The organism is Myxococcales bacterium, from assembly GCA_016703425.1.
GTDB lineage: Bacteria > Myxococcota_A > Polyangia > Polyangiales > Polyangiaceae > JADJCA01.
The window spans coordinates 18,144-44,442 of sequence record JADJCA010000030.1 but is presented as its reverse complement, the minus strand read 5'-3'; the positions used below and the strand labels follow the sequence as shown (position 1 = coordinate 44,442).

The window sequence follows — 26,299 nt, the reverse complement described above, 5'->3', positions numbered from 1 at the left end:
CCCACCGTCACCTGCCAGCTGCCACCATGACGCGCATCCTCCTCATCGACGACGACGTCCGCCTCCACGAGCTGCTCACGAGCTACCTGGAGCAGAACGGGTTCTCGGTCACCGGCGCCCACGACGGTCCACGAGGCATCGCGCTCTTGTCCCAATCGAGCTTCGACGCGGTGCTCTTGGACCTGTCCTTGCCTGGCATGGACGGCCTCGATGTCTGCCGCCGAATCAGGGAGAAGAACGCGATCCCCATCGTCATGCTCACGGCCCGCGGCGACGAGGCCGACCGCGTCGTGGGCCTTGAGCTCGGCGCTGACGACTACGTGCCCAAGCCGTTCAGCCCGCGTGAGCTCTTGGCCCGCCTTCGCGCGGTCCTCCGACGAACCTCGGCTGACATGCGCGAACGAAGCGACGTCAAGGTCGGCGAGTTGTCGCTCGACCCCGGCGCGCGCTCCGCGACGCTCAAGGGGCGAGCCCTCGACCTCACGGGGCTCGAGTTCGATCTCCTGCTGGGCCTCGCCAGGCGTGCCGGCCGCGTGGTGCCCCGCGAGGCGCTCCTCGAGGAAGCGGGGCGCGGAGACGTCAGCGTGGGCGACCGCACCGTGGACGTGCACATCTCGCACTTGCGCCAGAAGCTCGGCGACGACCCGAAGTCCCCGCGATGGATCAAGACCGTGCGCGGCATTGGCTACGTCCTCGTCAAGGACCTCGAGGCGCCTTGAGGCACAGGGCGCCGGGCGCGGATCCGAAGGCGCCGTTCTGCGCGCCGGAGCCGGCGCGGACCCGCGTACCGAGGGCGCTTCGTCGCGGCTTGCAGCGGCGCATCTTCGTGTCCTTCGGCGTCACGATCTTCATGACCAGCCTCGTCGTGTTCACGGTCATGCAGCTGGCAGGGGTCTCGGGGACATGGCGCCACGACGTGGATCGAGCGCGCCGCTTCGCGAGCCGCCAGTTGGCCGCCGTGTGGAATGATCCGCCGAGGCGAAGGGTCCTCGTCGGTGGCATCGCCGCCGACCTCGAGCTCGGCCTCTCGCTCTACGACGTAAACGGAGCGCTCCTCGAGAGCGCCGGCGGCGTGTGCACGCGCCGCGCCATTCAGGTCAAGGTCTTCGACCCCGGCACCGGCGTTCGCCTCGGTCGCGCAGACGTGTGCCCCACCGGCGCGATGCTGCCGACGACGCAGCGAGCGCTCCTCGGCTTCGGCGTCGCGCTGGTGACGTTGTGGGCCGCCTCCGGCATCCTCGCCCGGCGCTTGTCCCGTCCCCTCGCCGATGTTGCCGAGGTGGCCCGTGAGATCGGTCGCGGCCACCTCGAGAGCAAAGAACGCCTCGCAGGGCGGCGCCATCGGGACGAAACGGGCATCGTCGCCGACGCGCTCTACGAGGCCGCGACCCGCATCGACAAGCAGCTCGCCGATCAACGAGCGCTGCTGGCCGCGGTATCGCACGAGATTCGGACGCCGCTGGCGCGCATGCGCTTGCTTGTCGAGCTCGCCGAAACGGCGCCCCAGAAGCTTCCAGAGATCGACCGCGAGATCGTGGAACTCGACGCCCTCGTGGCCGATCTCTTGGCCGGCGCTCGCATCGACTTCAGCGCCCTAAAGCCCGTCCCCATCGACACGACGGTCCTCGTTCGCGGCGTCCTTGAGCGCGAAGGCGTCGACCTCTCGCGGCTCTCGGCGCCCGACGCGATCTCCGTCATCGGCGACGCCACGCTGCTGGGCCGCGCCGTCACCAACCTCGTCCAGAACGCCATCAAGCACGGTGGCGGCATCGACCGCGTCGAGATAGCCCGCGCTGGCGAGCACGTGTCGATCGCCTTCCTCGATCGAGGCCCGGGCATCGCGCCGGGCGATGAGGCTCGCCTCTTCGAGCCGTTCTACCGGCGCCCCGACGCAAAAGGGGGCGGCTACGGCGCCAGCGTCGGGCTCGGTCTCACCTTGGTGCGGAGAATCGCCGAAGCCCACGGCGGCCACGCCTTCGCGGAGGCGCGCGAGGGTGGCGGCGCGCGGATGGGCTTCGTGGTGCGCGCGTAGCGGCGACGAGCGACGCGCTTGCTGGTCGGCGAACGGTCACTTTCGACTTCGAAAGATCGCGCCCTCTTCGGTCCAGTACATCTGCGTCGCGTCGACGGCGATGCCAAAGGCGCGACGCGCGTGGCGAAGGACCGCGACGCCCGTCGCCTTCTCGACGGCGTAGATCCCGGTGGCGGTGGCCACGTAGAGGTGTGTCGCGTCGGCCGTCATGGCGACCGCCGAGGAACCGCCGACAGACGGGATCGTCGGCCCCTTGCCAGCGTCAAAGAGCACCGACTCGACGGACCCGGCTTGGTTCGCGACGTAGAGCCGATCGCCGTCGAGGTAGAACTCCTGCAGCGGGAGGATCGTCGCCTTGCCCACGGCCGTGGCCGTAGACGTAAGGGTGCCAGCCCCGTCGTCCACGACGGAGAGGTCGTAGATGAAGACTTGCGTGGCGCCCACCGAGGACGCGAAGAGCGTCGTCCCTGAAACCGCCATGGCGCTGGCGGTCGTCGGTTCGGCCACGGGTCCCAAGGTGCCCGTGGCCCGCGGCGCCACTTGAACGCTCGACGTCGTGGCCACGGCAAACCACGAGGGCGACGCGGCGGCGGCCGTCAAGTCGTTGGTCGTGCTGACGGTCGCGAGGCCGCCGTCGGCTTTCACTTCGGACACTGGCAGCGAGCTCGCCGCGGCTCTCGTGTCAAAGGCAAGCGTGACTCCTCCGTCGCCGCGCGATTGCCTCAGCGCCGGTAGTGTCAACGCCTCGGCCAACGTGCTCGGGACGCCGCCCGTCTTGGCCACCGCTCGCAGGGTTCGGCCCCGCCCCGCGTCAGGGCCCGCGTCGCTGCCAGCCTCGGCGTCAGCGCCAGCATCGGCGACGCCCAGCTCAGTCCACACGAGCAGCGGCTCGACGAGCGCCAACGCGCGCGGCTGCACGAGGCCCGTGACGACGAGCTCCGGGCAGTCGGGTCCCACGCACGACGGTGTGGGGCACGCGTCGCCAACGCAAGCGGCATCGACTGCGGCGCCATCGGTGGAGAGACCTGCGTCGTCAGGGGTGAAGCTCTCGAAGCGGTCGATGCCGGCGATCGCCGCGCAGGCAGCCAGCGCCCCGGTGAGCGCGGCGAACGTGGCAAGCGCCTCGATGCCCCTCATTGCGCCTCAATCTGTCACGAAGCGCGGCTGTCGTCGATCGGTCGGTGCGAAGAAGCGGTCGCGGAACGCGCCCGGGGCGCGCCGCCAAACGCCATCGGCGGCGGTGGCGTCAGCGCTCGTCGCGGGCCCTAAGGGCGGCTCGCGCCAGGATGCCCACCGCCGGCGCGAAGGCCGCGAAGCGCGCATCCTTCGTGTGCCCGTGGCGGTAGCGCCAGTAGATCTGCGCCGCAACGACCGCCGTTCGATAGTGCGCGAAGGCGTGGAAGAACGGCAGCGAAACGGGCTCACGCCCCGAGCCTTCGGCCCACCGGACGACGAAGTCGGCGCGCGACAGGCTCCCCTCGAGCATCGTGGGACCAAAAGGCAGCGCGCGCATCTCCTCCGGGTCGGTGGCCTCCGTCCAATACGCGAGGGCCGTGCCGAGGTCGGTCATGGGCTCTCCGTAGGTCGCCATCTCCCAATCGAGGACACCGACGATCTTCGTAGGGGCTACGGCGTCCAACACGAGGTTGTCGAACTTGAAATCGTTGTGCACGAGGCCAGGCGCCGTCGCGCCGACGCCGGCGACGAGCGCCGCTTGGAGCCACGCCTCGACCTCGTTCATTTCGGGCACGTCGTCGGGCCGCGCGTCGGCGTACCGCTTGATCCACCCTCTCACCTGCCTCTCGACGTAGCCCTCGGGGCGCCCCAGCTCGGCGAGCTCGGCCTTGACCACGTCGACGCGGTGCAACTCGGCGAGCGTGTCGGCGACCGCCAAGCCGAGCGCCCGCAGGTCACTGGCCGCGAGCGAGACCCCTTGCGGGAGCGCCCGCCCCCGGAGCACGAGGCCACGAATGCGCTCCATCAGGTAGAAGGGCGCCCCGAGAACCGCGTCCGCTTCTTCGTAGACGAGCGCGCGCGGCGCCTTCGGAAACACCGCCGAGAGGCGCGACAGAATGCGAAACTCGCGGCCCATGTCGTGAGCGCTCTTCACGCGATTGCCGAAGGGCGGGCGCCGCAAGACGAGCTCGCGGCTCCCGACTGTGACGAGGTACGTCAGGTTGGAGTGACCGCCGGGAAACTGCGAGACGGTCACGGGGCCGGCAAACTCCGGCGCTCGCTCCCGCAAGAAGGCCTCGAGCTTCGCGACGTCGACTTCCTCGCCGGGCCTCACGGCGCGCGCTTCATCGACGAGGCTCACGGCTTGGCCTCACCGCGGTAACGCTTGAGGATGCGGCGTCCCACGGACACCTTGTGGACTTCGTCGGGGCCGTCGTAGACGTGAGCGGCTCGCTCGTGGCGGTAGAAATACGCGAGCGGCGTGTCGTCGGTGAGACCGAGGGCGCCGTGCACCTGCACGGCGCGATCGACGACCTTCGAGAGGACATCGGCGGCGAAGAACTTCACGAGGCCGATGGAGTCACGCGCCGCCTTTGCGCCCCCCTCCTCGAGCTCGGTGGCCGCTCGCAAGATGAGGAGCTTCGCCGCGTCGATCTCCGCGCGCGACTCGGCCACCCAAGCCTGAACCAGTTGCTTGTCGGCCAGGACCGAGCCCGGCTCCATGTGCCGCGACGCCGCGCGGCGGCACATGAGGTCAAAAGAGCGCTCCGCGATGCCCATCCAGCGCATCGTGTGGTGAATGCGGCCCGGCCCCAGTCGCTCTTGCGCGATCGCAAAGCCGGCGCCACGGCCACCGAGCAGCGCGTCTTTGGGAACGCGGCACCCGTCGAAGAGCACCTCCGCGTGGCTCGCCCAGCCGTCGCCCGCGTGGCCCATGACGGGAATGTTTCGAACGATGCGAAAGCCGGGCGTGCCCATGGGGACGATGAGCTGGCTGGCCCGCAGGTGCGGCGGCGCCTCCGGGTCTGTCACGGCCATCACGATGGCGAAGGCGGCGCCGTCGGCGCTGCTGGTAAACCATTTGCGGCCCGAGAGCAGCCACTCGTCCCCCTCGAGCGACGCCGTCATGGCGAGCTCGGTGGGATTCGACCCGGGTCGATCGGGCTCCGTCATCGCGAAGCAGCTCCGCGCGTCTCCGCGCACGAGCGGCGCGAGGTAGTCCGCCTTCTGCGCTGGCGTACCGAAGAGCGCGAGGATCTCCATGTTGCCGGCGTCGGGCGCCTGGCAGTTGAACGCCACATGACCCAACGCGCTCCACCCCAGCTCTTCGCTGATGCGCGCGAAGTCTACGAGCGAGAATCCCGCGCCGCCGTGCGCCTTGCCGAGCTGCGGGCACAAGAGCCCCAGAGCCTTGACCTCTTGCCGAACGCGGCCGAGCTCGTCTTCGACGGCCTTGAAGCTGCCGGTGCGAAAGAAGGTGGCCTCAAGCGGCAAGAGCCGCTCGCGAACGATGGGTCGCATCAAGCGCAGCGTCGCCTCGAGATCGGTTCGCGTCTCCATGGGCGCGAGCGTAGCCGTGATCGCGGACCAAGGCATCGCCGTGTGCTACGCGGCGTGGTACGCGGCGTGTTACAGGAGGTCCCATGTCGAAGCGACCGCCCCGCCGCGAGCGCCGCGCACAGGAGCGCGAGGTCACGAAGCTCGTCCGAGAGCGCGAGCGGCTCGCGGCGCTGCTGCCCGGCGGCGCCCCCTCGCGCCCCGTGCCGCTCTCCACGGCGTCGCTCGTGGAGGTCACGGCGAAGAAGACCCCCTGCCCGCTCTGCGGCGGCGAGCTGCGCGTCGACGAACACGCGGCGGAGAGCCACGGAGGCGACATGCTGCGCGTCGTACGTGTGCACTGTCACCCGTGCGGCGCCAAGCGGTCGCTCTATTTTCGTATCGCGCTCATGCAATAGGCGGACGATCGACGGGACGACTCAAGGCGCGGCTACGTCGTCTCGAGCTCGCCGAGGATACGCGCGAGGAAGCGAACGACGGCGCCGCGCTCGCGCCACGACGGCTCGCCGTGAATTTCGACGTGTTGAATGATGGGGCTGACGAGCGCATCGCGAAGCTGCGTCGCCGGCACCTCGCTCGCCAGCCACGCGGTCTCGGTCGGCGGGATCACCGAATCGCCGGAGCCGTGCAAGAGGTAGACGGGCACCCGAATCCCGCCGAGCTTGCCGTGAGGTGAGGCGGCACGAAAGTCTTGCGCGCGCTCCTCGGTGACCTTCGCAATGAGCGGCGCGAGCGCGGCCCGATCGCCGGCGATCAGCTCACCAAAGCGGTGTTGCCCTGCCTCGGAGAGCCCCTTTGCCAGGCGGTCCGCGTCGCCGCCTCTCTCCCAAAGGCGAAGGCGCATCACGTCCCGTGCCCGAGGGACGTCTTCGGCGGAGAAGAAGCGCTCGGCGCTGCCGTAGGCCACGACGAGGGGGCCGTACTCGTGCGGTCGCATGGTGACGGACCGCCCGTCCGGCGTCGTCGTGGCCCCGTCCGCGAAGAAGCGCGTCACGCGACCGAGGTCATCATGCGCGCCAACCGCCACGACGACGCCGATGCCACGGCTCGTCGCGGGGTTCGACGCGGCGACGAGCGCGAGGCCCCCCGCAAAACTGAACCCCATGAGGCCCACGCGAGGGCGACCAAGGCGACTCGCGAGCGTACGCGTCGCGACGTCGATGGTCGGCACGCTCGCCGCGTCGATTCGGTAGTCGGTCAGCGCCTCGATGCGCGGCGTCAGCACGACGAGGCCCGAGGCTGCGAGCGCCCTCGAGAAGCGCCCCAGCCGTGGCTCGTCGATGCCGAGGCGATGGATCCCGTGACAGAGCACGATACCGGGCGCCGACGCCGGAGCGTCGACCGACGCGTAGAGGCGTGCCGGCACAGATTGGTCGCCGACATCGAGCGAGAGTTCCGTCACGGCCAGGCGCTCATTGGGCCCCGCCTCTCCCGCGAGGCGCGTCAGCGTGCGGACAGCGCGCCCTGTCTGCGTGGCAGCGTCGGCCGTCATCGCGCCGACGAAGAGCAGCGGGAGGAGCCAGCGGCCGCGCATCCGCTAAGGGTACACCGATGGCAGCGCCGGCTCTGAGGCGCCGTCAGCATGCACACACGGCCCCGTGAGATCGGTCCCTGGAACGAAGGGCGCGTCGCGGAGGCGCTCGTAGAGGCGAAGGTCGCGCGCGCCCCCGATCAACCGAAAGCGCGGGCCGGGCAGGCCCTCGAAGAACGGGCGCTCGCGACCTCGCACGAGCACGAAGTCGTAGTACGGCCCGTCGCTGGTGTTCCGATACTGGCAGGGATCGAAGTCCCAAAACACGATGGGCTTGGCTGGCGGAGCCGCCCCCTTGCGGTAGCGGACAGGCCAATGGGGGAGCTCGGAGAACGAGAACGAGGCGAGGCCGCCGTACCGAGCGCGGTAGTAGGAGCCGATGTGGAGGTGCGGAGCGATCTTCGTGTAGCGAGAACGAGGGTCGAAGATCAGCGACAAGAGTCGCTTGCCTTCCGGCAGGTTCCTCAGAACCGTGTCGATGTGGCGCCCCTCGTCGCGCTCGAGCCGAACCATTTCGACGGCGCTCGTCGCGGCGAGCCCGAGGGCGGCCACCGCCACCGTCGCCACCGAGAGCTCGCGCCAGCGGCCCGGCGGCGGCGCCGCGAGCAGGACGAAGAAGGCGCCTACGAACGGCGCCATGCGCAGGTCGAGGATGAACGCAAAGCCCACCTGCGTGGGCAACGTGAAGTAGAGGAGCCCGACGGTGAGCACGAGCGAGGCGGCGACGCGTCCATCGGCGCGCTCCACCTCGCCCCGCACGCTCGAACGCGCGGCGACGATGGCCGTGCCGATGCCGACCCAAGCGACGAGCGCGAAGACGTCATCGAAGGTCGTGGTCCAGAAGTCGTGCATCCACAGCGGCAGCTGCCCTAAGAGGTGCATCTTCGGCAGAAACCGCACGGTCTCCGCGTGAGCGCCTTCACGCAAATCCGGATGCGTCACGCTGCTCGACGCCGCGAAGAGCAAGGCAACGAGCAGTGATGGCGCAAGCCACGACGAGCCTCTCGCAAGTTGGCGCACCCCGCTGAGGGACCAAAACACGGGCGCGTCGGGTCGCCTGAGCCCGACAACGACGACGCCCGCCGCGAGGACGAAGAGCAGGTAGCTCGAGAGGTGCAGGTAGAAGATCGCCAGCGTGAGGAGGGCGAGGCGCAGCCCGTCCTTGGCGAGCGGCGCCGCGGCGCGAGCTCGTTTCACGACGAGCGAGAGCGTGAAGAGCGTCACGGGGATCGACGTCACGAACGGCAAGAGCCCCTCGGCGAGCGCGCGGTTCCAGAAGAGAAGGACGCCGAAGAGACCGAGCCGTGGATCACGACCGAGCGAGCGGAGAAGCGCCGCCAGCGCGTACGGAAAACCGATGGCCGTCGCGACGACGATGACGAAGTTCGCCCGCTCCGCGGTGCCGAGCGGGAAAGCGAGCGCCGCGCCAACGAGGTCGTAGAGAAAGTACTGAGTTCGTAGCAGTCCCTCGACGACGAAGTTCTCCTGCGAGCGCCAGCTCGGCGTCCACCAGTGGCGGAGCGTGGCGATCACCGCGACGTGCTCGGGAAGGTCGGCGAACGGCAGGTGTTTCGTCAGCGCCAGCGGCAGGGCGCCGGCGAGCGCAATGACTCGAAAGATGAGCGTCCACGCGCGTGACATCGCGGCGGCCCCCTCATCCTCGCTTCGAAGCGCGGTCACGTTGTGAATGCGCCCTAAGGCTGGACGAACTCCTGCGTCGTCCCTTGGATCAAGACGCATCGATCGTATTGGAGGCGGCAGCGCGTCACGGCGTGTCGCTTGTTGCAGGCGACGGGGCCGGCGGCGCTGACGGCGACCCAGTCGGCGTTTCCGTCGCACGGGCCGGAGGCACCGTACGCCGACGTGCCATAGAAATAGGGATCCGCATGGCCGGTCACGTCGTTTGGGTTCGCGCCCGGCGTCGACAGGTAGGGAACGAACGTCGCTCCGCCGCCGCGCGAGTACTGGAAGAAACCGCCTGACGCGACGCACTGGCTGTCGTCTCCGAGGTACGCACACTGCGTCGAGTCGACCACCGGGAGGCAAACAGCGCCGTCGGGCTGCTTGTCGATCTCAACGCAGTTCTCGTCAGCCTTGCATCGCGTCGTTGCACTGCAGGTGGCGCGACACTCGCCGTTGAAGAAGCGACTCTTCGCTCCGCACTGCGTTCCTCCTTCCGTCGCGCCAGTACCGATGACGCCGCCATCCAGGTTGCCATTGACCACGAGGCCGCCCGAGCTGCACGCGAGCAGGACGGCAGCGGAGAGGAGGAGTGAGACAAGCCGTTCGTTCATAGGGGCCCCCAAGGGACGCGACCATCGCAGCCGCCGCGCGGAGCATCAAGCATGCCGACGCATCATTTGCGAGCCTGTGCGCCCGGGACCCGCTCGACGCCCTGACAGCGGCGTCGCGCTGGCGCGCGCGCGGAGGGCGATACGAGAGCGAACGGTTCGACCTGCCGCCGACGCGAGCCGCCCGCGAGACGGGCAAGCGGGGCACGGTTTCCCGGCGGACGGCACAACACGGCACACTGGCAATCCAAATTGGCGGTCATTTCCGGACTATCGCGTGGCACGCTGCCTGCTCTACGAGCGTTCGGAGGCTATCCCATGCGTACCCTTGGAATGTCACTCGTCCTCGCTGCCAGCGCCTTTGCCGTAGGTTGTTCGGGCTCCTCGAGCACGACCCCCGGTGGCGACGCCGCGTCGACTCGCGCGACCCTCCGCCGCGCCTCGAGCTGCGCGGACCTCGAGCAGTCGCTCAAGGCTGATGCGCTCGGCAAGATGAACAAGGCCGTTGACGCCCAGATCCGCAGCATCCGCAAGTACGGCTACGGCGGCGGCATCGCCTTGAACGCCTCAGTGGGCGCCCGCGGCGCCGCTGAAGCCACGGGCGGCACCGCCGCGCCGCAAGCTGCCACCGACGCATCAAAGGCGAGTTCGTTCTCCGAGACGAACAAGCAGGTCGCCGGCGTCGACGAGGCTGACTTCGTCAAGACCGATGGAAAGTACATCTATCTCATCCACGGGCAGAAGCTCGAGATCCTCAACGCCTGGCCCGCCGCGACGCTCGGTGAAGCCTCTGCCATCGACATCGAGGGTGAGCCGACCGAGATGTTCCAATGGGAGGGCAAGGTCGTCGTCTACTCGCGCGTCGATGGCGCGCCCATCTACGCGGCCGCGGGCAAGAAGCCGCGCTCGCAGTTCCAGGACTACGCCTACGCCGGAGGCGGCATGACCGACGCGGCAATGCCGTACCCCGGCGGCTCCGGCTGGATGTCGAACCCGCTCACCAAGATCACCGTTATCGACTTGAACGGCGCGGCGGGGACGGTCTCTCGCGAGCTCTATTTCGAAGGCAGCTACCTCTCGTCGCGACGCATCGCCGGCAAAGTCCGGACGGTGCTGAACGGCGCGGCACCCGGTCCTGTGCTCAAGGGCTACCCGGAGACGCCGGCCATCGTCCAACAGTCGCAGACGTACCCCACCTACCCGGCACCCGAGACGCCGGGCACGCCGACGAAGGGCGGCACGCCGACGCCGACGCCGGCCTCGACGCCGACCGAAGCGCAGCTCAAGGACGCGTGGATCACGGCGTACGAGGGCCTGCGCTCCGAGAACGCCGCCAAGATCCAAGCGAGCACCGTGACCGACTGGGTGCCCTACACCTTCACGAAAAACGGCGGGGCCGTCGAATCCGGCTCGATCGCCTGCGAAGACTTCTACCTTCCGACGCCGGGCACCACGCAATACGGCCTCACGCACGTGCAGACCTTTGACGCGACCAGCAGCGCGTCGGCGGTTCACGCCGCCGCCATCGTCGGCCAGGCGGACACCGTCTACGCCAACGAGAAGACCCTCGTGCTCGCGTCGCGCGGCTGGATCGGACCTGAGATCTACGAGCTCTTGGCCGACGCGAACGTGGGCGTCACGGGCGGAAGCACGGCCACGGTCGGTGTGGCTCCGCCGCCGGACGCGACCAGCAGCAGCGGCGGCGGAACCGCCGGCGGCGTCGGGACACGCAGCGTCGGCCTCCAGACGATGCCGGCCCCCATCGGCGGCGTCACGACGCTCTCGATGAACCTCACGCACCTCCACAAGTTCGACATCGGAGCCAACCCCGACACGGCCCTCTACGTCGCGTCCGGTACCGTGGCGGGCAACATCAAGGACCAGTTCTCGCTCGACGAACGCGCTGGCGCCGTCCGCGTCACCACCACCGAGCAACGCGGCTACGCCGTCGCAAAGGGCACGACGCTCCCGCCGAACGCGAACCTGCCGCGAACGGCGAACCACGTCTTCGCGCTCGAGGAGAAGGGCGGCGCCCTCGTCACCGTCGGCGACGTCGGCGACCTCGCCCCCGGCGAATCGATCATGTCGACGCGTTTCGTGGGCGACGCGGCCTACGTGGTGACGTTCCTCCAGAAGGATCCGCTCTTCGTCATCGACATGAAGAACCCACGCGCGTTGTCTGTCCTCGGGCAGCTGACCATCCCCGGCTTCAGCTCGTACATGCACCCCATCGACGACACGCACCTCTTGACCATCGGGCGTGACGGCGGTCTCGCGCTCCAAATCTTCGACGTCACCAACCCCGCTGCGCCGACCCAGTCGCACAAGTTCGTCTACACGAACGACTACGGCTACTCGGAAGCGGAGAGCAACCACAAGGCGTTCACGTACTTCGCCGACAAGAAGCTCTTGGCCTTCCCCTTCACGGGCTACGGCCCCACCTCGATGAAGAGCACGCTCGAGCTCTTCAAGATCGACGCCGCGGCGGGCATCCAGCGGGTCGGCGCCGTTGACCACACGAGCTTCTTCGGCAACACGGTCAACCGCGGGTATTGCGGCGGCTACTACGAGCCCTCGGTCCGTCGCGGCATCTTCCTCGACAACGTCGTGTACTCGGTGAGCTACGGCGGCGTCATCGCGAACGACGCGACGACGCTCTCCTCGCTTGCATCCTACACGCTCAAGGCACCAGTGTTGGCGAGCTACCCCGGGTGTGGCGGCGGCGTGCCCGTCGAGGATTCGCCCGGCAAGCCGCTCTGACGCGAGCGCGGGCGACAAGTTCGCTCGGCCCATGAAACGCCCGGGCGTCCCCCCGGGCGTTTCGCCTTTTGTGGGCCGCGTGGGCGACGAACGACTACTTGCCCATCACCAGTTCGAAGGCGGGCGCGTCGACGCTCTGGGTCCCTCGCACAACGGGACGCCGCGGCGTCTGCACGGCGTCCATGATCGCCACCACCTGGTGGTAGGGCATCTTGTCAGGCACGTTAAGCACGGCTCGGTCGAAGGCTCGGTCCGTTGCAGCGCGATGCTCGCCGCCCTCGCGCCACATCTCGGTAACCTTCTCGGCGAGCAAAGGGAAGCGCCCTGCCCGCTCTTCGACGGGCACGTCGACGGGCGCTTGAACCTCGGGTCCGCGACGCCAACGGAGGACGAATTTCTCGCCCCTCGCCTCGACCTCCAGTATGCGCTGAGGCACCTCCGGCGTCGGCGTCGGCTCGCCTTGCGCGTTGGCCGTGGCGTCGAGCCGCTGCATGTTCGACCACACCGCCGTGATGAGAAGAAACGAAATGGTCACCATCATGAGGTCGACCATCGGTACGGCGTTGATTTCCGCGTCGAGGGCCCGCCTCGCACCGCCCCCTCCTCCAACACTCACTCCTGCCATGGTTTCCGCCTCCTAAGCCGCGCGTGATCGCTAGAGCGACGCGCTGACCCGTTCGATTGACAAGTCCGAGTGGAGAAGGTTCCCGCCGCGCTGCGGCCAGGTATCTTTGGCGCCACGTGACGGACGTGCTTCTCCTCAACATCGACGCGGGCGAGCTCCCGGCTGAGTCCCCCGAGCTCTACCGGCTGGCCGACATCGTGAACGTCGCGGTCGGTGGCCACGCCGGTGACGCGGTTTCAATCGCGCGCGCGGTTTCGCTCGCGAAGGCCGCCGGTGCAAGGCTCTTCGCGCACCCGTCCTTCCCGGATCGCGAACACTTCGGCCGACGACCGATGACGCTGCCCGCCGCGGTCTTGACCAAGACCCTTGAGGAGCAGCTCCGCGCGTTGCGAGACGCGGCCAGCGGGGCCGGTCTCGCGGTCGAGGGGATCAAGGCGCACGGCGCCCTCTACCACGCCGCCGACGGCGATCCAGCGCTCGCCGCACTCGTCGTCGACGTGGCGCGGCGCCTGCTCGGGCCGACCTTCGCGGTCATCGGCCCGGCTCGCGGTGCGCTGGCCCGAGCCGCGGCGGACGCGCGCGCGCGCTTCCTTGCGGAGGCCTTCGCCGACCGCGGTGTTCGCGCCGACGGCTCGCTCATCGCTCGCGGCGAGCCGGGCGCTCTCATCGTCGACCCCGAAGCGGCCGCGGCTCGGACCCGCGCCCTCGTGCGAGGCGGCAAGGTCGACACGATTTGCGTCCACGGGGACATGCCGTCGTCACTAAGCGTTGCCCGGGCCGTTCGCGCCGAGCTCGATGCCGCCGTGAGGCCGCCGTGAGCGCCGTTGCCATGGGCGACACGATGCTCCGCTTTCCTCGCCCCGACGGCGTCTCCGCCGAGGCGTTGCTCGATGCCCTGCGAGCCGAGGCGGGCGTCGTCGACGTGATCATCACGAAGGAGCACATAGGCGTGACGTTCCACGTCGGAGCGGTGGGTCGCCAAGGTGTCCTGGAACGTGCCCTCGCTCGCGCCGCGTCGCGCGTGGATGGGCCGCGCGCCCGGCCGGTCCACGTCGTGCGCGTTCGATACGATGGGGCCGATCTCGCCAAGAGCGCCGCGGCGCTGGGGCTCGCGGTTTCCGAGCTTGTGCGGCGCCACCAGCAAAGCGTCTATGAGGTCTTGCTCGTTGGCTTCTTGCCGGGCTTCGCCTACCTCGGCGAGCTGGAGTCGGCGCTGGCCCTTCCGCGCATGGCCACCCCGCGAGCTCGGGTTCCCGCCGGCTCGGTGGCCATCGCCGACAGGATGACCGCTGTGTACCCCTTCGCGAGCCCCGGTGGATGGCACCTCCTCGGAACCGCCATCGACTTCGTTCCCTTCGCGTTCGCGCTCGGCGATCGTGTTCGCTTCGAGGCCCAGTGACCTCCCTCGTCGTCCGACGCGCACAGGGACTCGTGACCGTCCAAGACGAGGGCCGACCCGGCTTCATGCACCTCGGCCTTCCGCCTGGTGGTCCCCTCGCCCCGTCTCGCTTCGGCTTGGCGAACGCGGCGGTGGGCAACGGACCGGGCGACGCGTGCGTGGAGGTCATCGGCGAGTTCATGGTCTGCGCGCAAGACGGGCCAGCGTGGGTCGCCGCCGACGGCGACGCCGCCACGCGTCTGCGACCGGGAGAGGAGTTCGCGGTCGGGTCTTCAAAGTCTGCTCGCGTACGGTACCTCGCGGTGCGCGGCGGCTTTGACGTGCCCGTGGTCTTTGGGGGTCGCGGCACGCTCCTCGTCGCGGGACTCGGGGGCCTCGAAGGTCGTATCCTTCGGCGCGGCGACGTCTTGCCCGTTGGCTCGCCGGAATTGTCGGGCCGCGATGCGAGAGCACCGACCGCGAGCGTTCAACCGAGCGATGCGGTCCGCGTTGTGGGGGGGCCCGATGGCGACGCCGACCTCCTCGCGCAGTTCCTGGCGACGCGCTACATCGTCAGCGCGCGTGCGGACCGCATCGGCGCGCGTCTCGAAGGTCCGCCGCTCATGTGGCGTGCGCGACCCGGTCCGCGTGCTTCCACGCCTATGGTCGCAGGAGCCATCGAAGTCCCTGGCGACGGCGTGCCCATCGTGCTTGGGCCCGACCACCCGACGACGGGCGGATACCCCGTCGTGGCCGTCGTCGTGCGAGCGGAGCTCGAGCGCGTCGTCGCAGCGCCACTAGGGACCGAGCTTCGCTTCTTCGCGTCGCACTGAGCGCGAGGCACCCTCCCGCCTCACCAGACGGGAACGAGGCCCGCTTCGCCGGGCGCAAACGGTACCCACGCGAGCGCGAAGCGGTCCACCGCGATGTCGCCCTTGCGGGGAGCAACCCGCGTTTCGACGATCGAGGGGAGCGAGCCCGCGCCTTCCCGCAACAGAGCGAGCTCGCCGTTCGCTTCGCCTTGGAGCTCGGTCCACTTGGCCCGAAGCTCTTCGGCGGTCTCCTCCGCTCGCAGCACGTCGTCCCGCTCCTTCGTCATGCGCTGAGCGTTGCGAACAGCGGACCCGGCTCGCGACACGTTGGCGCCCGTCAAGACGCCGCGCCCGAAGACGGCCCCGAGCACGCCGGAACCAATGGCCACCGCCGTGTTGACCGTTTGTCCTTGAACGTCGGCGCGCTCCTTCTGGACCTTCGCGTCGGCGGCTCGAATCTTCTCTGCGAGGCGCTCAAACTTGGGCTTGTACTTGGCATCGAGCTTGGCCATCGCAACGTCCCGCGCTTCGCGATGCGCATGCGCGAGCCTTGCCTGAAACTCAGCGAGCGACTCGCCGGCCCGTGACCATTCCCCCAACGCTTCGCACTCAAAGAGCGTGAGGCCGCGCTCCTGAAACGCGTGGGCGGAGAGCTGCTTCTGCCACGCGGCGGCGAGCTTGCCATTCACCAGAGGCGGCACCTCAAAGCGAGCTCCCGTGACGGGCTCACCGCCAGCAGCGGCGACGAACGGCAAGGTCAACGACGTGGCGTGCTCCCAACGCGGCAGGCCGTCGACGAAGGGTGCGACGAGCGCCAACGTGCGCCACTCGTCGAGCTTCGACTTCGCGTGGACGTAGTGGAGCTTTGCCACGGCCAGAACGCCGGGCCGGTAGACGACGCCTTCCGTCGTGACGCGGGGCGAGAAGAACGCCTCCGCGACATCACTGGCTACCGCAGGTCGGTCCTTGACGAAGCCGCCCGCGTCGTTGGTCGCAGGAGCTTGGTGGGCTTCGGCTTCGCCGCCGGCGCGCCGCGCGCTCATCAGCGCCGTCAGCTGTTCGCGCGCGAGCGGACCGCGAAGGTACGAGAGGCTGTGCCTCGACGCGAAGACGACGGGGCCGGCGGCGTGCACGTCGTGGCAAAGAAACGTGCGGCTCTTCAGCGATGACAGGGCGCTATCGAGTGCGGCACGGTCGAGGGCGTGGCCTGAGCCCGAGAGCGCGCTCTCGAGGCCGTCGAGGATGCGGAGTTTGTCGCGCTCCGTTTGGAGGCGCCCCAAGAACCAGGTTCCGCAGTTGCCGAGTCCCTTGTAGTCGAGGTCGACGGGGTTCTGCGTGACGAGCACGACGCCGAGGCCGAAGGCGCGCGCCTGCTTAAGCAGCGTCAGCATGGGTCGCTTCGATGGCGGCGCCGCCGTCGGTGGGAAGTAGCCGAAGATCTCGTCCATGTAGAGAATGGCCCGCAGGCTCGTCGTGCCGGAGCGTTGCCGCATCCAAGCGATGACGGCGCCCAAAAGACGCGTCACGAAGAACATGCGCTGTTCGTCGGACAGGTGCGCCAGACTCACAATGGCCAGCCGTGCCTTCCCGCCTTCGCCGGTCAACATGCGCCCTACGTCGAGGGGCTCGCCGCGCGCCCACATCGCGGCCGCCGGTGACGCCACCAGCGCGTTTAGCTGGGTGGCCAGCTCGCTCCGAGCCTTCGCCGGAAAGAAGGTCTCGAGGTCTAGAGCTCCGACGCGCGCAAACGGAGGCTTCTGGACCGCCTGAATCAGGCGGGGCAGATCCAGCTCGCGTCCCTCGGTGAAGGCCGTCGCCACGAGCTGCGAAACGAAGACATGCTCACGGCCACGCAGCTCAGACGGTGCACCTGCGAGCGTAAGGAGACTCGACGCAGCCCCCTCGACGAGCCCCGCGAAGGCCTCGGCGTCCTCGAGCACGTTGGCCGGTGGCGGCACCAACGCACCGAGCAACGAGAGCTGGATCCCCGCGCTGCTGCCGGGCGTGTAGACGACGACGTCGGACGCCTCGCGGAGCTTCTGGATCCGCGCTCCGTCCTGGCCCCACGCCGCGAGCCCGTCGCGCCAGCCGGCGGCGACGTCCTCGGCGAGCGCCGCCACGGTCTTGCCCTTGCGTCGGGCCTCTTCTTCCTCCAAGTAGGGCGCGAAATCCGACGCTTCGAGCTTGGGAAACGTCAAGAGGAGGTTCGACAGATCGCCCTTTGGGTCGATGATGAGCGCCGGCACGCCGTCGATGGCCGCCTCCTCCAAGAGCGACACGCAGAGACCGGTCTTTCCGCTGCCCGTCATGCCCACGCACAAGGCGTGTGTCAGCAAGTGCTTCGATTCGTAGAGGAACGGCAGGGCGCTCTCCGCCACGGCCTCCCCAATCTCGCCGGCCTCGCCGCTCAATCGTCCCAGGTAGAACACCCCGAGCTTCTCGTAGTCCACGGCATCCATGCGACGACGCTATACACCGCGCGAATCCATGGCGCGAGGCGCGACGTGGCGACGCGCCCGCACCGCGGCGCGCACCAGCCTCGGAGCGGGGTGGACGCGAGGCCGCGGCACTGGCACGACGGCGTCATGAGTCGCCCCACTTGGCAATGGAGTGCCGCGGAGATCACGCGCGCCGTCTCGAGGCGCGAACTCAGCGCGCGCGCCGTCGCCCTCGCAGCGCTCGAGCGGCTCGACGCCGTCAACGCGCGCACCAACGCCGTCGTCGTGACGCTTCGCGAAGCGGCCCTCGCCGACGCCGACGCCCTCGACCGCTCCCTGGCTCGCGGCGAGCGACCCCCGATCCTGGCGGGGGTCCGGGGCACTGTGAAGGACAACATCGACCAAGCGGGGCTCGCCAACGTCAACGGCGTCGCAGCACTCAAGACCGTGGTGGCGACGAGCGATCATCCCGTGGTCAGGCACTGGCGCGACGCCGGAGCCATCATCCTCGGACGAACGAACACACCGGCCTTCAGCTTTCGCTACGACACCAACAACGACGTCTACGGCCGCACCTGGAACCCGCGGGACCGCGAGCGCACCGTGGGCGGCTCGTCGGGAGGGGCCGCCGCGGCCGTCGCGACGGGCGCCTCTACCTTGGCCCACGGCAACGACTACGGCGGGTCGATTCGCTACCCCGCCTTCTGCTGCGGCACCCTCGGCCTAAGGCCCACCATGGGCCGCGTGCCTACCTTCAACGGGACCGCCACGACGGAGCGTCCCCCGACGGCCCAGGTCATGAGCGTTCAAGGACTCTTGGGGCGTCACGTCAAAGACCTCCGCATTGGCCTCGCTGCCATGGCGAAGTTCGACGCCCGCGATCCTTGGTGGGTACCGGCGCCGCTCGAGGGGCCACCGCTGGCGACCCCCGTTCGGGTAGCCATGACGCTCGGCGGCCAGCGATCGCGCGTGCATCGGGACGTCGAGGCGGCGGTTCGCGCGGCGGCGACGGCCCTCGCAAGCGCTGGTTACGAGGTCGACGAGATCGAACCGCCGAACCTCGAGCGCATCGACGAGCTCTTTCTGCTGCTGGTGCTGGCGGAGGTTCGTGAGCTCTTCGCCGCTGACATGACGAAGATGGGAGACGCCGAGCTGGCGCGAGCCATCGCCCTCAACCTCGACGTGACGCGACCGCTCGCGCTACCGGAGTACATGACAGCCTTGGCCGAGCGCGCCCGCTACCTGCGCGAGTGGCTCGTCTTCATGGAGCGGTACCCCCTCGTGCTGACGCCCGTCAGCCTCGCGCCGCCGTTTCGCCTTGGCTTCGACTGCACGACGCCGGAGGCGCATGGCGCGAGCGGCGCCGCGCAGCGCCCGCTCCGCGTCGTCAACGTGCTCGGTCTGCCCGCGTTGACCGTCCCCGTGGGGCTCACCGCCGGCGACGAGTCGACCCCCGCGGGGCTGCCGCTCGGCGTGCAGCTCATCGCGAGTCGGTACCGAGAGGACACGCTCTTCTCGGCCGCCGAGGCCCTCGAAGCGAGCTTCGGTGCGGGCCGCGTGATCGATCCATGTTGAGGCGGGTGGCCGGTGACGGGGCGACGCACGGCTCGACCTCGCGCTGGATCGTCGTGTCACCAGCGCGGAGGAGGCGGGGCTGATTTCGGCGGCGCGGCACGCCTGATCGCTGGCCTGGTCCGTGCTTGCAGCCTCACATGCGCGCCGCCCTGACGCTTCTCCTCTTGGCCTTGGTCGGCGCCGGTTGCGCCGATGCCTCCACGAGCGCAGGCGACGAGGAGAGCGAAGACGCCGTGGTCATCGACAACCGCACGCCGCTCGCAAGGGCTCAGTACCAAGCCAACGTCCAGTTCGCGAAGAGCTACGCCGCCAAGTGCCTCCGAACAGAGGGGACTCGTCCCCGTGTGCTCGTCACCGGCTTCGGCCGATTCATGCACATTCAAGACAACGCCACGGGGCGAATCGTCTCTCGGCTCTCGAGCCTCGAGTACCCCATGACGAACGCGCCGGAGCCGGGAGCCATCGACCCGCCCGACGCGCAGGCACGCTCCGGCACGCTCATGCGCATGCGTCTGCCCAAGATTGGCGAGGTCGACGTCTGCGGGATGATCTTGCCGGTCTTCTGGGACCTCGCCGCGATCCTCATCGCGAAAGAGGTGGAGGCCTTCAAGCCCGATCTCGTCATCATGAACGGCGTCGCCGGCTCGCGGCAGGAGCTCTACATCGAGCTCGGCTCCGTCAACCGCGCGATGCGGAGCTCCGACGGCTCCGACATCCTCGTCCCCTACGCGCCGGAAGGGCGCGAGCCGGAGATCATCCAACGCGCGCTGCCGACGCGCGGCCTTCGGATGTCCTGGGACGCGGTGCAGGCCGCGGCCGCGCTCTCGATTCGCGAGAGGGCCGACGTCGGCGACGGGGACCTCAAGCTCGGCGACGTCTTGACGGGAGCGAAGCTCGCCGGCTTTCCCCGCGGCGGCAACACGTACCTCTGCAACAACGTCACCTACGTGACCAACTACCTGATGGAGAATCCGCGGCGTCAGGTCACGCTCCTCAAGGCGCTCGACCGCTCGGGCCCCGAAGACGACTACGTCAAGATCAGCGTGTCTCATGATCTGAGGAAGACGCCACGTGTGTTCATGCACTGGCCCTCCGATCTCGTCGGCCACAACCCGCTGCTCGACGCCGCGACGGGCGTTCTCAAGGACGTCATCGACGCCCAGTTGATGGCGCTAAAGAGCGGTGTCGACGCGCCCACCGTTGGCGAAAACGGCCGCGCCGATCCGAGCCTCCAGGGCGGCGGGTTCTTCTAACCACACGGGCCTCCACGGCCCCCGAGTGGGCCGCGCTCCAGTCATCGGATCCGTTTGATCCGGGGAGCCACCGCGGAACGAACCAAGATTGCGCCGCGTTGTTGCGGCGTGACCTTTGCGACAGGGCCTGCGCCCGCGCGGTGGAGCTCGGGCCCACCAAAGCGCACCCAAGAGCATGCCGGCCCCGCTCGCCCTTCTCGTCACCTCCGCCGCCGCGCTAGCGCTTGGTGGTTGCACCGTCCTCACGGATGCGGACGGACTCGTGTCAGCGGGCTCGGCGGGTGCGGGTGATCCCGGTCGCGCGAGCGGCGCCGCGAGCGCAGCGCCCGGCTCGCCGGCGTCGGGCGCCACCGCCACCGGCGCGACCGATCCCCCGCCATCGAACACCGCCGCGTCTGGGCCGAGCACCGCAGCCCCGCCGACGCCTCTGGGCGCCAAGAAGAGCGGGCCCTGTTCGACCTGGAGCCCCGCGCCACGCTCGTGCGTCGACTTCGACAGCGGCTCGCTCCCGGCGCTCGCGCCGTTCCTCGTGGCGGGAACTCTCGCCGTCGACGAGGCCGTGCTGCTCTCGAGCATGAACGACGGCTCCTCGGGGGCCGCCTACCTTCGCCTGCCGCTCCAAGGCGGCTCGCCGACGCGCGCCGCGTGGTCCTACGACGTTCGACTCGACGAGGTCCAGACCACGAAGAGCGTCGAGTTCGGCGAGCTTGCGTTCAACTACGGCGGCGGCAGCGGCTGCGCCATCCAGCCCACGATCATGCAGGCGACCCTCTACATCAACCAATACTGCGAGGGCAGCGTGGGCTACTTGCAGGACAACCACGCCGCCATCGCCATCGAGCCGGGCGATGGCTGGCACCATGTCGCGATACGCGTCGACTTCGCGACCCGCACGGCCCACGGCGAAGTGACGCGCCCCGACGGCAAGAGCGGCGTCGTCGACTTTGCGCTCGACGCGCGCTTCGTGACCAGCGCGGCCGAGCTTCGCCCAGGCATCACGTGGTCGCCCGGCGGCGTCACGCCCGGTCACCGACTCCGCACGGACAACGTGGCCCTCGATTGGCAGTGATGCGAATTCAGTGCGCCAGCACGTACGCCTTGAGAGCCTCTCGCTCGACCTTCGTAAGTCCGTCGCACGTGAACGCGTGCCCTTCCGCGCGGAGCGACTCCTCCTGCACCTTTGGGCGATCCTTCAGGCAAAAGAGCTCATCGAGCGAGACCGAGCCGTTGTGGAGGAATCGCCTTAGCGCCCATGTGCCCACGAGGCGCGGCGACTTGACGCCGTGCTTGAGCATGCCCGGCGGCACCTCCGAAGACAGACCGCAACACGCGGCGCCGGACGTCGTCGGATCGATCCATTTTGCGAGGGCTCGGTCGGTGCCGATCTCATCGAACGAAAAGACGCGCTTGCCGCTCCCTCGCGGACCGTCATGGCACGTCGCACAGCCCTTGCTCGCGAAGAGCGATTGACCCTCCGCTACGAGGGCGGGCGCGGGAGGCGCTGGATTCGCCGGAGCCCTCAGCGAGTGCACGTATTCGACGAGCGGCTTGAAGGTCTGTGGCGTGGGTGGCGTCACGCCGCCGAAGATCGCAAAGCCTCGCAAGAACTCCTCCAGCGAGCCCGTGTCGCCGGTCCACGCGAGCATCGCGTCGGCCATACCGGAAGACTTGATCTCCGCTTCACGCGGGATCCCCCAGAGCCCCATCATCTTGCCGACGACGTGGACGCCATCGTCGATGGGCAAAGGCGCGATCACGAAGTCTAGGGTCCCCGGTCCCCATGACGCGTATTGGCGCTCCACCTCGGGGCTCATGCCCGGCTGCTTGAGCGACGCGAGCGGAAGGAGGGCGAGGCCAAACTTCGCCTTCAACGTCAAGCTACCGGCGATCTTGTCGAGCACCGGCTGCACCTTGGCGATGGCGCTCGCGTCGTGGTCGGCAGCCTTGGAGCGACCGAGACCGACGCTTGGCGCCAGTGAAATCGAGAGGATGTGACGCCCATAGTCGTAGTCGTGGTTGGGAGCTCCAACGGCGTAGCGGCCGTCCGGTAGCCGCCCGAAGTGGCAGCTCGCACACGTGAACGCGAGCGACTCGAACTTGCCTTCGAGGGGCGCCGTCGGCGCGAGGCCGAGCGGCAACTTGTCGGGAGACGACGGGTCGAGGATCATCCCGAGCTTCTCAAAGCCGTAGCCGAGTTCGTCGGGGAAGTTCTGCGCGAGAAACTTCAAGATCGCCGACGGCACGCCGGATGTACCGAACGACTCGTAGAAGTACATCCACTTGCCGCAGAGAAGCGTCGTCTTGCGATCAACCTGTCCCGCGCGGTAGCGGTCGCACGCTCCCTTGAGGGCGCCATGCTCGAGGATGGCGTCGAGATCGGCAGCAACGTTCGTGAGGCCCTCACTCTCATCGGGCTGCGGCGCAAACGGATCGGTCGCCCCCGCTGCGTCGGGCGTCGCGCTGGCGTCCCCGGCGACGGCCAATTCCCCCGGCGGCTTCTGGGCCCCCGCACCGAGCTCCTCGCGATCGCCCGATGGGGCCGCGCAGGCCGCGGCGACGACAACGGCAAGCCAGGGCGCGAGGCCATGGCGAATGAGCTTGAGAGCGTTCATCGAGAGGTCTTCCTTTCCGTTCGTCGGACCGGGGGCTTGGAGGGCCGCGCCCCTCGCGCGCGCCGCGACGGAGCACTGGGGCCACGACGAGCCCCATCCACCAGCTCCGCTTCGACAAGCGCCTGAAGCATCGGCAAGAGCATCTTTCGACGCACGAGGACGACAAGGCGCTCTGAGAGGCGCGTCGCCGCCTCCGTAACCTCGCCCAGGCGATCGCCGGCGCGGGGAACGACGCCGAGGCGAAACATCTCGAGCTCGACCTTCACGAGCTCCTGAATGGCGCGGACGTAGGGCGCGACGATCTCCGGCGGCAACATCTCCGGCGTGATGCCGGCGCGCCGCGAGTCCGCGAGGACGCGCAGGAGCGCCAGGTCTTCGCCACCGTAGACCACGTCGTCGCCGACCTTCGCGCCGGAGATCAGGCCCACGGCCTCGAAGAACGCGAGGTCGTCGGGCTTTGCGCCGGCACCGAGCAGCTCCGCTCGCGTTCTCGTTTCAGACGACGCCATGGACGCGAGCGTCTGCGCGATGGCGGCGCGGGCGTGCACGTCATCGCGCGCCGAGGGCCCGTCCGACAAGACCGACTTGATGACCCGCAGCGGGAGGAAGTGCTCTCGCTGGAGCGTCTTGATCTGACGAATGCGGCCCGCGAGCGCCGGGTCGTAGAACGCCATGTTCCGGCCCGTCTTGAGCTCGGGCTGCGGCAGGAGACCCTCGCGCAAGTAGTGCTTGATGGTCGCCGCCGGCACGCCGCTCAGGCGCGCGAGGGCCGACATTTTTACCGGTTTTTGTGGATTCGCGGGCAGGGTCATAAAGTGGGAAGTCGAACTTCTCACTTCCTAGTAAGCCCGAGCCTCGGTGTCAACGGCCGAAGGGAGGCCTCGGCGGCCCGTGCGGCAACCCGTCGCGGGATGTTTTCTCGTTGGGTTTGCCGCATCGGTTCGCGAAGATGCGCCATGGCCAACATCCTGATCCTCGGCGCCGGCATGATGGGGACTGCCTTCGCTTGGCCCCTCGTCGATGCGGGCCACACGGTGCGCCTCGTCGGCACGCACTTGGACGACGCCATCATTGCGGCGTTGAAGTCTGGCGAACCGCACCCAAAGCTGAAGCTCGCCGTGCCCACCGGCATCACACCCTTCGCTTCCCACGAACTCGAAGTCGCGGCCCGCGACGTCGACGCGATCGTCCTTGGCGTGAGCTCAGCGGGCGTCCGCTGGGCCGGCGAGAAGCTGCGCGACGTCATGCGCGATGACGTCCCCATCGGCATGATCTCCAAAGGCCTCGCGTGGAACGGCCGCGAGCTCGTCTCGCTGCCCGATGTGCTCGCGACGGTCCTCTCGGAGCGCGGCGGCGCCACCTTTGCGCCCGTTGGCGTCGGCGGCCCTTGCATCGCGGGCGAGCTCGCACGACGCGTCGACACCTGCGTCGTCATGACGGGCCGCAACGCTCGCCACGTGTCGGCCCTCGCGACCCTCGCTCGGGGCCCTTACTACCGGATCTTTCCTAGCGCTGACGTCGTCGGCGTTGAGGTCTCCGCGGCGCTGAAGAATGCCTTCGCCATGGGCGTCGGCTTCGCCGCGGGCTTGCACGAACGAGCCGGCGGAGCAGCGGGCAGTGTCGCGATGCACAACCACGAGGCCGCGGTGTTCGCGGAAGCCGCCGTGGAGATGGCGCGCGTGGTGACGCTGGCCGGCGGCCACGCCGAGAGCGCCGCAGGCCTGGCCGGCGTGGGCGACCTGAACGTCACCTGCAACGGAGGAAGGACGGGCCGTTTCGGTCGTTGGCTCGGCCTTGGCCTTACGCTTCCCGACGCCATCCTCAAGATGGAGGGCGCGACGCTCGAGTGCCTCGAAATCCTCGACGTCATGGCGGAGGCCGTTGCCGGTTGGGAGGCGCAAGGCAAGCTCCAGCCACGCGAGCTTCCGCTCTTGCGACATCTGATCGGCGTCGCCAAAGGGCGCCCCGCGCACCCCGTTCCCTTCGAGACGTTTTTTGGCGGGCCCTCGTGAACGGTCCGCTCGTCGTCGGCGTCGACGCCAGCACCACGGCTTGCAAGGCCATCGCCTTCGAGCTCGACGGAACGCCCGTCGCCGAAGGTCGGCGCGCGCTCGCCCTCGTCTCGCGAGGCGTTGACGGCTGGGAGCAGGACGCCGAGTCGTGGTGGACGGCAACCCTTGAAGCGCTCGGCGAGCTCACGACCGCGTTGGGGCCCGACCGAGAGCGCGTTCGCGCCATGGCCGTCGCCCACCAACGGGAGACCTTCGTCATGACCGATGCGGCGGGCGCCCCGCTCCACCCGGCCCTCGTGTGGATGGACGCACGATGCAAGGATGAGGTCGCGCGGGCAACGACCACGCTCGGCGCCGAACATCTCCACGCGGTGACGGGCAAACCGCCGTGCGTCACACCGTCCTTCTACAAGGCGTCGTTTCTCTTGTCGCGCTTGGCGCCGGCGCTTACGCGCGCGCGCCCTCGCCTTCTCGACGTCCACGCGTTTCTCGTGCAGCGCCTGACGGGCGAGTTCGTGACGTCGCTCGCGTCGGCCGATCCGCTCGGACTCGTCGACATGAAGGCGCGCGATTGGTCCGACGAGCTGCTCGGCTACCTGTCGCTCGATCGCGGGAGCGTTCCGACCCTCGTCGAGCCGGGCGCGCCGGTGGGCGCTTTGCGCAGCCACGTGGCCGACCGAACAGGGCTCCCCCCACGGGACGCTGCGCGACTACCGGGTCGATCGCGCCTTTCGAACGCTCTACGGCGCGCTCCCAGGAACGTACTTCCTCGAAACGGATCTCAAGGGCGGGACCTTCACGCTGTCATGGCTCGCAGAGAAGTGGCTGCGACGAAAGAGCGCCAACGACAGCGCGACGGAGGCGGAGCTGCTCCGCGAGGTGGAACATGAAGCGGCGCGCTTGCCCTTGGGGACCGACGGTCTCTTCGTGGTGCCCTACTGGAACGGCGTCATGAATCCCTATTGGGACGACGACGCTCGCGGAATCGTCGTGGGCCTCTCCGGCGAGCACGGACCGGCGCACCTCTACCGCGCCATCCTCGAAGGCCTCGCCTTCGAACAGCGCCTCCACACGCGCGCCGTGGAAGGTGCCCTCGGCCACCCGCTCCGCGAGTTGGTCGTGATGGGCGGCGGCTCCAAGAGCGACCTCTTCTGCCGCATCGTCTGCGACGTCATGGCTCGACGCATCGCGCGCACGAAGACGCCAGAAGCGACCGCCCTCGGGGCCGCGATGCTGGCGGCCGGTGGCGCGAGCCTCCACGCAGGCGTTTTCGCCGCGGCGACCGCGATGGCGCGCGCCGGTGGCGCCTTCGAACCGACCGCCGACGCGGCCCGCTACGACGCGCTCTACGAGCGCTACCGAGCGATCTACCCGGCGCTCCGGCGGCCGACGTAGCGTTCTGCGGCCTCCTGGGCGCCCTGCGACGCCTTAAGCCGCGTGCCCTATGAACCGCGGGTGCCCCTTGCC

Annotated in this window: 21 protein-coding genes and 1 pseudogene; 12 read left to right on the top strand and 10 right to left on the bottom strand. The window is 69.1% G+C overall.

The features are described from left to right. Window positions 1-26 precede the first annotated feature (26 nt). Entirely contained in the window at window positions 27-719 is a 693-nt protein-coding gene (locus IPG50_36765; GenBank protein MBK6697699.1) for a response regulator transcription factor, read from the top strand. Next, window positions 716-2,032 (top strand): HAMP domain-containing histidine kinase, encoded by a 1,317-nt coding sequence (locus IPG50_36760; GenBank protein ID MBK6697698.1) that lies wholly within the window; start codon window positions 716-718, stop codon window positions 2,030-2,032. The genes IPG50_36765 and IPG50_36760 overlap by 4 nt, the downstream gene beginning before the upstream one ends. Window positions 2,033-2,068: 36 nt before the next feature. Here IPG50_36760 and IPG50_36755 read toward each other — a convergent pair whose 3' ends face one another. From IPG50_36755 to IPG50_36745, 3 genes are all read right to left on the bottom strand, one after another. Next, window positions 2,069-3,169 carry a hypothetical protein gene (locus tag IPG50_36755; protein ID MBK6697697.1) on the bottom strand — a complete coding sequence of 367 codons (1,101 nt, stop codon included), beginning with the start codon at window positions 3,167-3,169 and terminating at the stop codon, window positions 2,069-2,071. Between the two features lie 109 nt (window positions 3,170-3,278). Further along, entirely contained in the window at window positions 3,279-4,349 is a 1,071-nt protein-coding gene (locus IPG50_36750) for a phosphotransferase family protein (protein ID MBK6697696.1), read from the bottom strand. Beyond that, window positions 4,346-5,548, bottom strand: a complete 1,203-nt coding sequence (locus IPG50_36745) for an acyl-CoA dehydrogenase family protein (GenBank protein MBK6697695.1) — start codon at window positions 5,546-5,548, stop codon at window positions 4,346-4,348. The genes IPG50_36750 and IPG50_36745 overlap by 4 nt, the downstream gene beginning before the upstream one ends. An 83-nt stretch (window positions 5,549-5,631) precedes the next feature. Here IPG50_36745 and IPG50_36740 point away from each other — a divergent pair, with 83 nt between their 5' ends. Then, entirely contained in the window at window positions 5,632-5,943 is a 312-nt protein-coding gene (locus IPG50_36740; GenBank protein ID MBK6697694.1) for a hypothetical protein, read from the top strand. Window positions 5,944-5,975: 32 nt separating this feature from the next. Here IPG50_36740 and IPG50_36735 read toward each other — a convergent pair whose 3' ends face one another. From IPG50_36735 to IPG50_36725, 3 genes are read right to left on the bottom strand one after another with little or no spacing between them, the layout of a single operon-like run. Next, the gene (locus IPG50_36735) at window positions 5,976-7,079 is read right to left on the bottom strand and encodes an alpha/beta hydrolase (protein ID MBK6697693.1); all 1,104 of its coding nucleotides are present in this window, start codon (window positions 7,077-7,079) and stop codon (window positions 5,976-5,978) included. Window positions 7,080-7,082: 3 nt separating this feature from the next. Continuing rightward, a complete protein-coding gene (locus IPG50_36730; protein ID MBK6697692.1) occupies window positions 7,083-8,756 on the bottom strand; it encodes a hypothetical protein in 1,674 nt (557 codons plus the stop codon). Window positions 8,757-8,770: 14 nt separating this feature from the next. Next, the gene (locus tag IPG50_36725; protein ID MBK6697691.1) at window positions 8,771-9,370 is read right to left on the bottom strand and encodes a hypothetical protein; all 600 of its coding nucleotides are present in this window, start codon (window positions 9,368-9,370) and stop codon (window positions 8,771-8,773) included. Between the two features lie 315 nt (window positions 9,371-9,685). Between IPG50_36725 and IPG50_36720 the strand changes: the two genes are divergently transcribed. Further along, window positions 9,686-12,127 carry a beta-propeller domain-containing protein gene (locus tag IPG50_36720; protein MBK6697690.1) on the top strand — a complete coding sequence of 814 codons (2,442 nt, stop codon included), beginning with the start codon at window positions 9,686-9,688 and terminating at the stop codon, window positions 12,125-12,127. A 94-nt stretch (window positions 12,128-12,221) separates the two neighbouring features. On the opposite strand, the gene IPG50_36715 is transcribed toward IPG50_36720, so the two are convergent. Further along, the gene (locus IPG50_36715) at window positions 12,222-12,752 is read right to left on the bottom strand and encodes a biopolymer transporter ExbD (GenBank protein ID MBK6697689.1); all 531 of its coding nucleotides are present in this window, start codon (window positions 12,750-12,752) and stop codon (window positions 12,222-12,224) included. 116 nt (window positions 12,753-12,868) lie between these two features. Between IPG50_36715 and IPG50_36710 the strand changes: the two are divergent. Further along, window positions 12,869-14,151: pseudogene (locus tag IPG50_36710) on the top strand (LamB/YcsF family protein). Between the two features lie 32 nt (window positions 14,152-14,183). Next, a complete protein-coding gene (locus tag IPG50_36705) occupies window positions 14,184-14,963 on the top strand; it encodes a biotin-dependent carboxyltransferase family protein (GenBank protein MBK6697688.1) in 780 nt (259 codons plus the stop codon). 20 nt (window positions 14,964-14,983) lie between these two features. Here IPG50_36705 and IPG50_36700 read toward each other — a convergent pair whose 3' ends face one another. Beyond that, window positions 14,984-17,401 (bottom strand): ATP-binding protein, encoded by a 2,418-nt coding sequence (locus IPG50_36700; GenBank protein ID MBK6697687.1) that lies wholly within the window; start codon window positions 17,399-17,401, stop codon window positions 14,984-14,986. Window positions 17,402-17,527: 126 nt separating this feature from the next. Here IPG50_36700 and IPG50_36695 point away from each other — a divergent pair, with 126 nt between their 5' ends. The 3 genes from IPG50_36695 to IPG50_36685 all read left to right on the top strand — a co-directional run bounded on the left by IPG50_36695 (window position 17,528) and on the right by IPG50_36685 (window position 21,277). Continuing rightward, window positions 17,528-18,955: an amidase gene (locus tag IPG50_36695; protein MBK6697686.1), complete on the top strand. Its 1,428-nt coding sequence runs from the start codon at window positions 17,528-17,530 to the stop codon at window positions 18,953-18,955. 137 nt (window positions 18,956-19,092) lie between these two features. Further along, complete coding sequence (locus IPG50_36690; GenBank protein MBK6697685.1) at window positions 19,093-20,208, top strand: hypothetical protein; 1,116 nt, start codon at window positions 19,093-19,095, stop codon at window positions 20,206-20,208. 175 nt (window positions 20,209-20,383) lie between these two features. Continuing rightward, window positions 20,384-21,277: a hypothetical protein gene (locus tag IPG50_36685; GenBank protein ID MBK6697684.1), complete on the top strand. Its 894-nt coding sequence runs from the start codon at window positions 20,384-20,386 to the stop codon at window positions 21,275-21,277. 7 nt (window positions 21,278-21,284) lie between these two features. On the opposite strand, the gene IPG50_36680 is transcribed toward IPG50_36685, so the two are convergent. Both IPG50_36680 and IPG50_36675 read right to left on the bottom strand, forming a co-directional pair. Continuing rightward, on the bottom strand, window positions 21,285-22,820 hold the full coding sequence (locus IPG50_36680; GenBank protein ID MBK6697683.1) for a hypothetical protein: 1,536 nt from the start codon (window positions 22,818-22,820) through the stop codon (window positions 21,285-21,287). After that, window positions 22,817-23,596 carry a MerR family transcriptional regulator gene (locus IPG50_36675; GenBank protein ID MBK6697682.1) on the bottom strand — a complete coding sequence of 260 codons (780 nt, stop codon included), beginning with the start codon at window positions 23,594-23,596 and terminating at the stop codon, window positions 22,817-22,819. Before IPG50_36675 ends, IPG50_36680 begins: the two co-directional genes overlap by 4 nt. Before the next feature lie 180 nt (window positions 23,597-23,776). On the opposite strand from IPG50_36675, the gene IPG50_36670 reads away from it, so the two are divergent. The 3 genes from IPG50_36670 to IPG50_36660 are packed head-to-tail and all read left to right on the top strand — an operon-like array spanning window position 23,777 to window position 26,227. After that, entirely contained in the window at window positions 23,777-24,832 is a 1,056-nt protein-coding gene (locus tag IPG50_36670) for a glycerol-3-phosphate dehydrogenase (GenBank protein MBK6697681.1), read from the top strand. Further along, complete coding sequence (locus IPG50_36665; GenBank protein MBK6697680.1) at window positions 24,829-25,722, top strand: hypothetical protein; 894 nt, start codon at window positions 24,829-24,831, stop codon at window positions 25,720-25,722. Before IPG50_36670 ends, IPG50_36665 begins: the two co-directional genes overlap by 4 nt. Continuing rightward, a complete protein-coding gene (locus tag IPG50_36660) occupies window positions 25,712-26,227 on the top strand; it encodes a hypothetical protein (protein ID MBK6697679.1) in 516 nt (171 codons plus the stop codon). The genes IPG50_36665 and IPG50_36660 overlap by 11 nt, the downstream gene beginning before the upstream one ends. Window positions 26,228-26,299 lie beyond the last annotated feature (72 nt).

What these genes read in the sequence shown, in the direction of transcription:
- IPG50_36765 (MBK6697699.1), top strand. Translation starts at nt 27, where the DNA reads ATGACGCGCATCCTCCTCATCGACGACGACGTCCGCCTCCACGAGCTG.
- IPG50_36755 (MBK6697697.1), bottom strand. Translation starts at nt 3,169, where the DNA reads ATGAGGGGCATCGAGGCGCTTGCCACGTTCGCCGCGCTCACCGGGGCG.
- IPG50_36745 (MBK6697695.1), bottom strand. Translation starts at nt 5,548, where the DNA reads ATGGAGACGCGAACCGATCTCGAGGCGACGCTGCGCTTGATGCGACCC.
- IPG50_36740 (MBK6697694.1), top strand. Translation starts at nt 5,632, where the DNA reads ATGTCGAAGCGACCGCCCCGCCGCGAGCGCCGCGCACAGGAGCGCGAG.
- IPG50_36735 (MBK6697693.1), bottom strand. Translation starts at nt 7,079, where the DNA reads ATGCGCGGCCGCTGGCTCCTCCCGCTGCTCTTCGTCGGCGCGATGACG.
- IPG50_36725 (MBK6697691.1), bottom strand. Translation starts at nt 9,370, where the DNA reads ATGAACGAACGGCTTGTCTCACTCCTCCTCTCCGCTGCCGTCCTGCTC.
- IPG50_36720 (MBK6697690.1), top strand. Translation starts at nt 9,686, where the DNA reads ATGCGTACCCTTGGAATGTCACTCGTCCTCGCTGCCAGCGCCTTTGCC.
- IPG50_36715 (MBK6697689.1), bottom strand. Translation starts at nt 12,752, where the DNA reads ATGGCAGGAGTGAGTGTTGGAGGAGGGGGCGGTGCGAGGCGGGCCCTC.
- IPG50_36700 (MBK6697687.1), bottom strand. Translation starts at nt 17,401, where the DNA reads ATGGATGCCGTGGACTACGAGAAGCTCGGGGTGTTCTACCTGGGACGA.
- IPG50_36695 (MBK6697686.1), top strand. Translation starts at nt 17,528, where the DNA reads ATGAGTCGCCCCACTTGGCAATGGAGTGCCGCGGAGATCACGCGCGCC.
- IPG50_36690 (MBK6697685.1), top strand. Translation starts at nt 19,093, where the DNA reads ATGCGCGCCGCCCTGACGCTTCTCCTCTTGGCCTTGGTCGGCGCCGGT.
- IPG50_36685 (MBK6697684.1), top strand. Translation starts at nt 20,384, where the DNA reads ATGCCGGCCCCGCTCGCCCTTCTCGTCACCTCCGCCGCCGCGCTAGCG.
- IPG50_36680 (MBK6697683.1), bottom strand. Translation starts at nt 22,820, where the DNA reads ATGAACGCTCTCAAGCTCATTCGCCATGGCCTCGCGCCCTGGCTTGCC.
- IPG50_36675 (MBK6697682.1), bottom strand. Translation starts at nt 23,596, where the DNA reads ATGTCGGCCCTCGCGCGCCTGAGCGGCGTGCCGGCGGCGACCATCAAG.
- IPG50_36670 (MBK6697681.1), top strand. Translation starts at nt 23,777, where the DNA reads ATGGCCAACATCCTGATCCTCGGCGCCGGCATGATGGGGACTGCCTTC.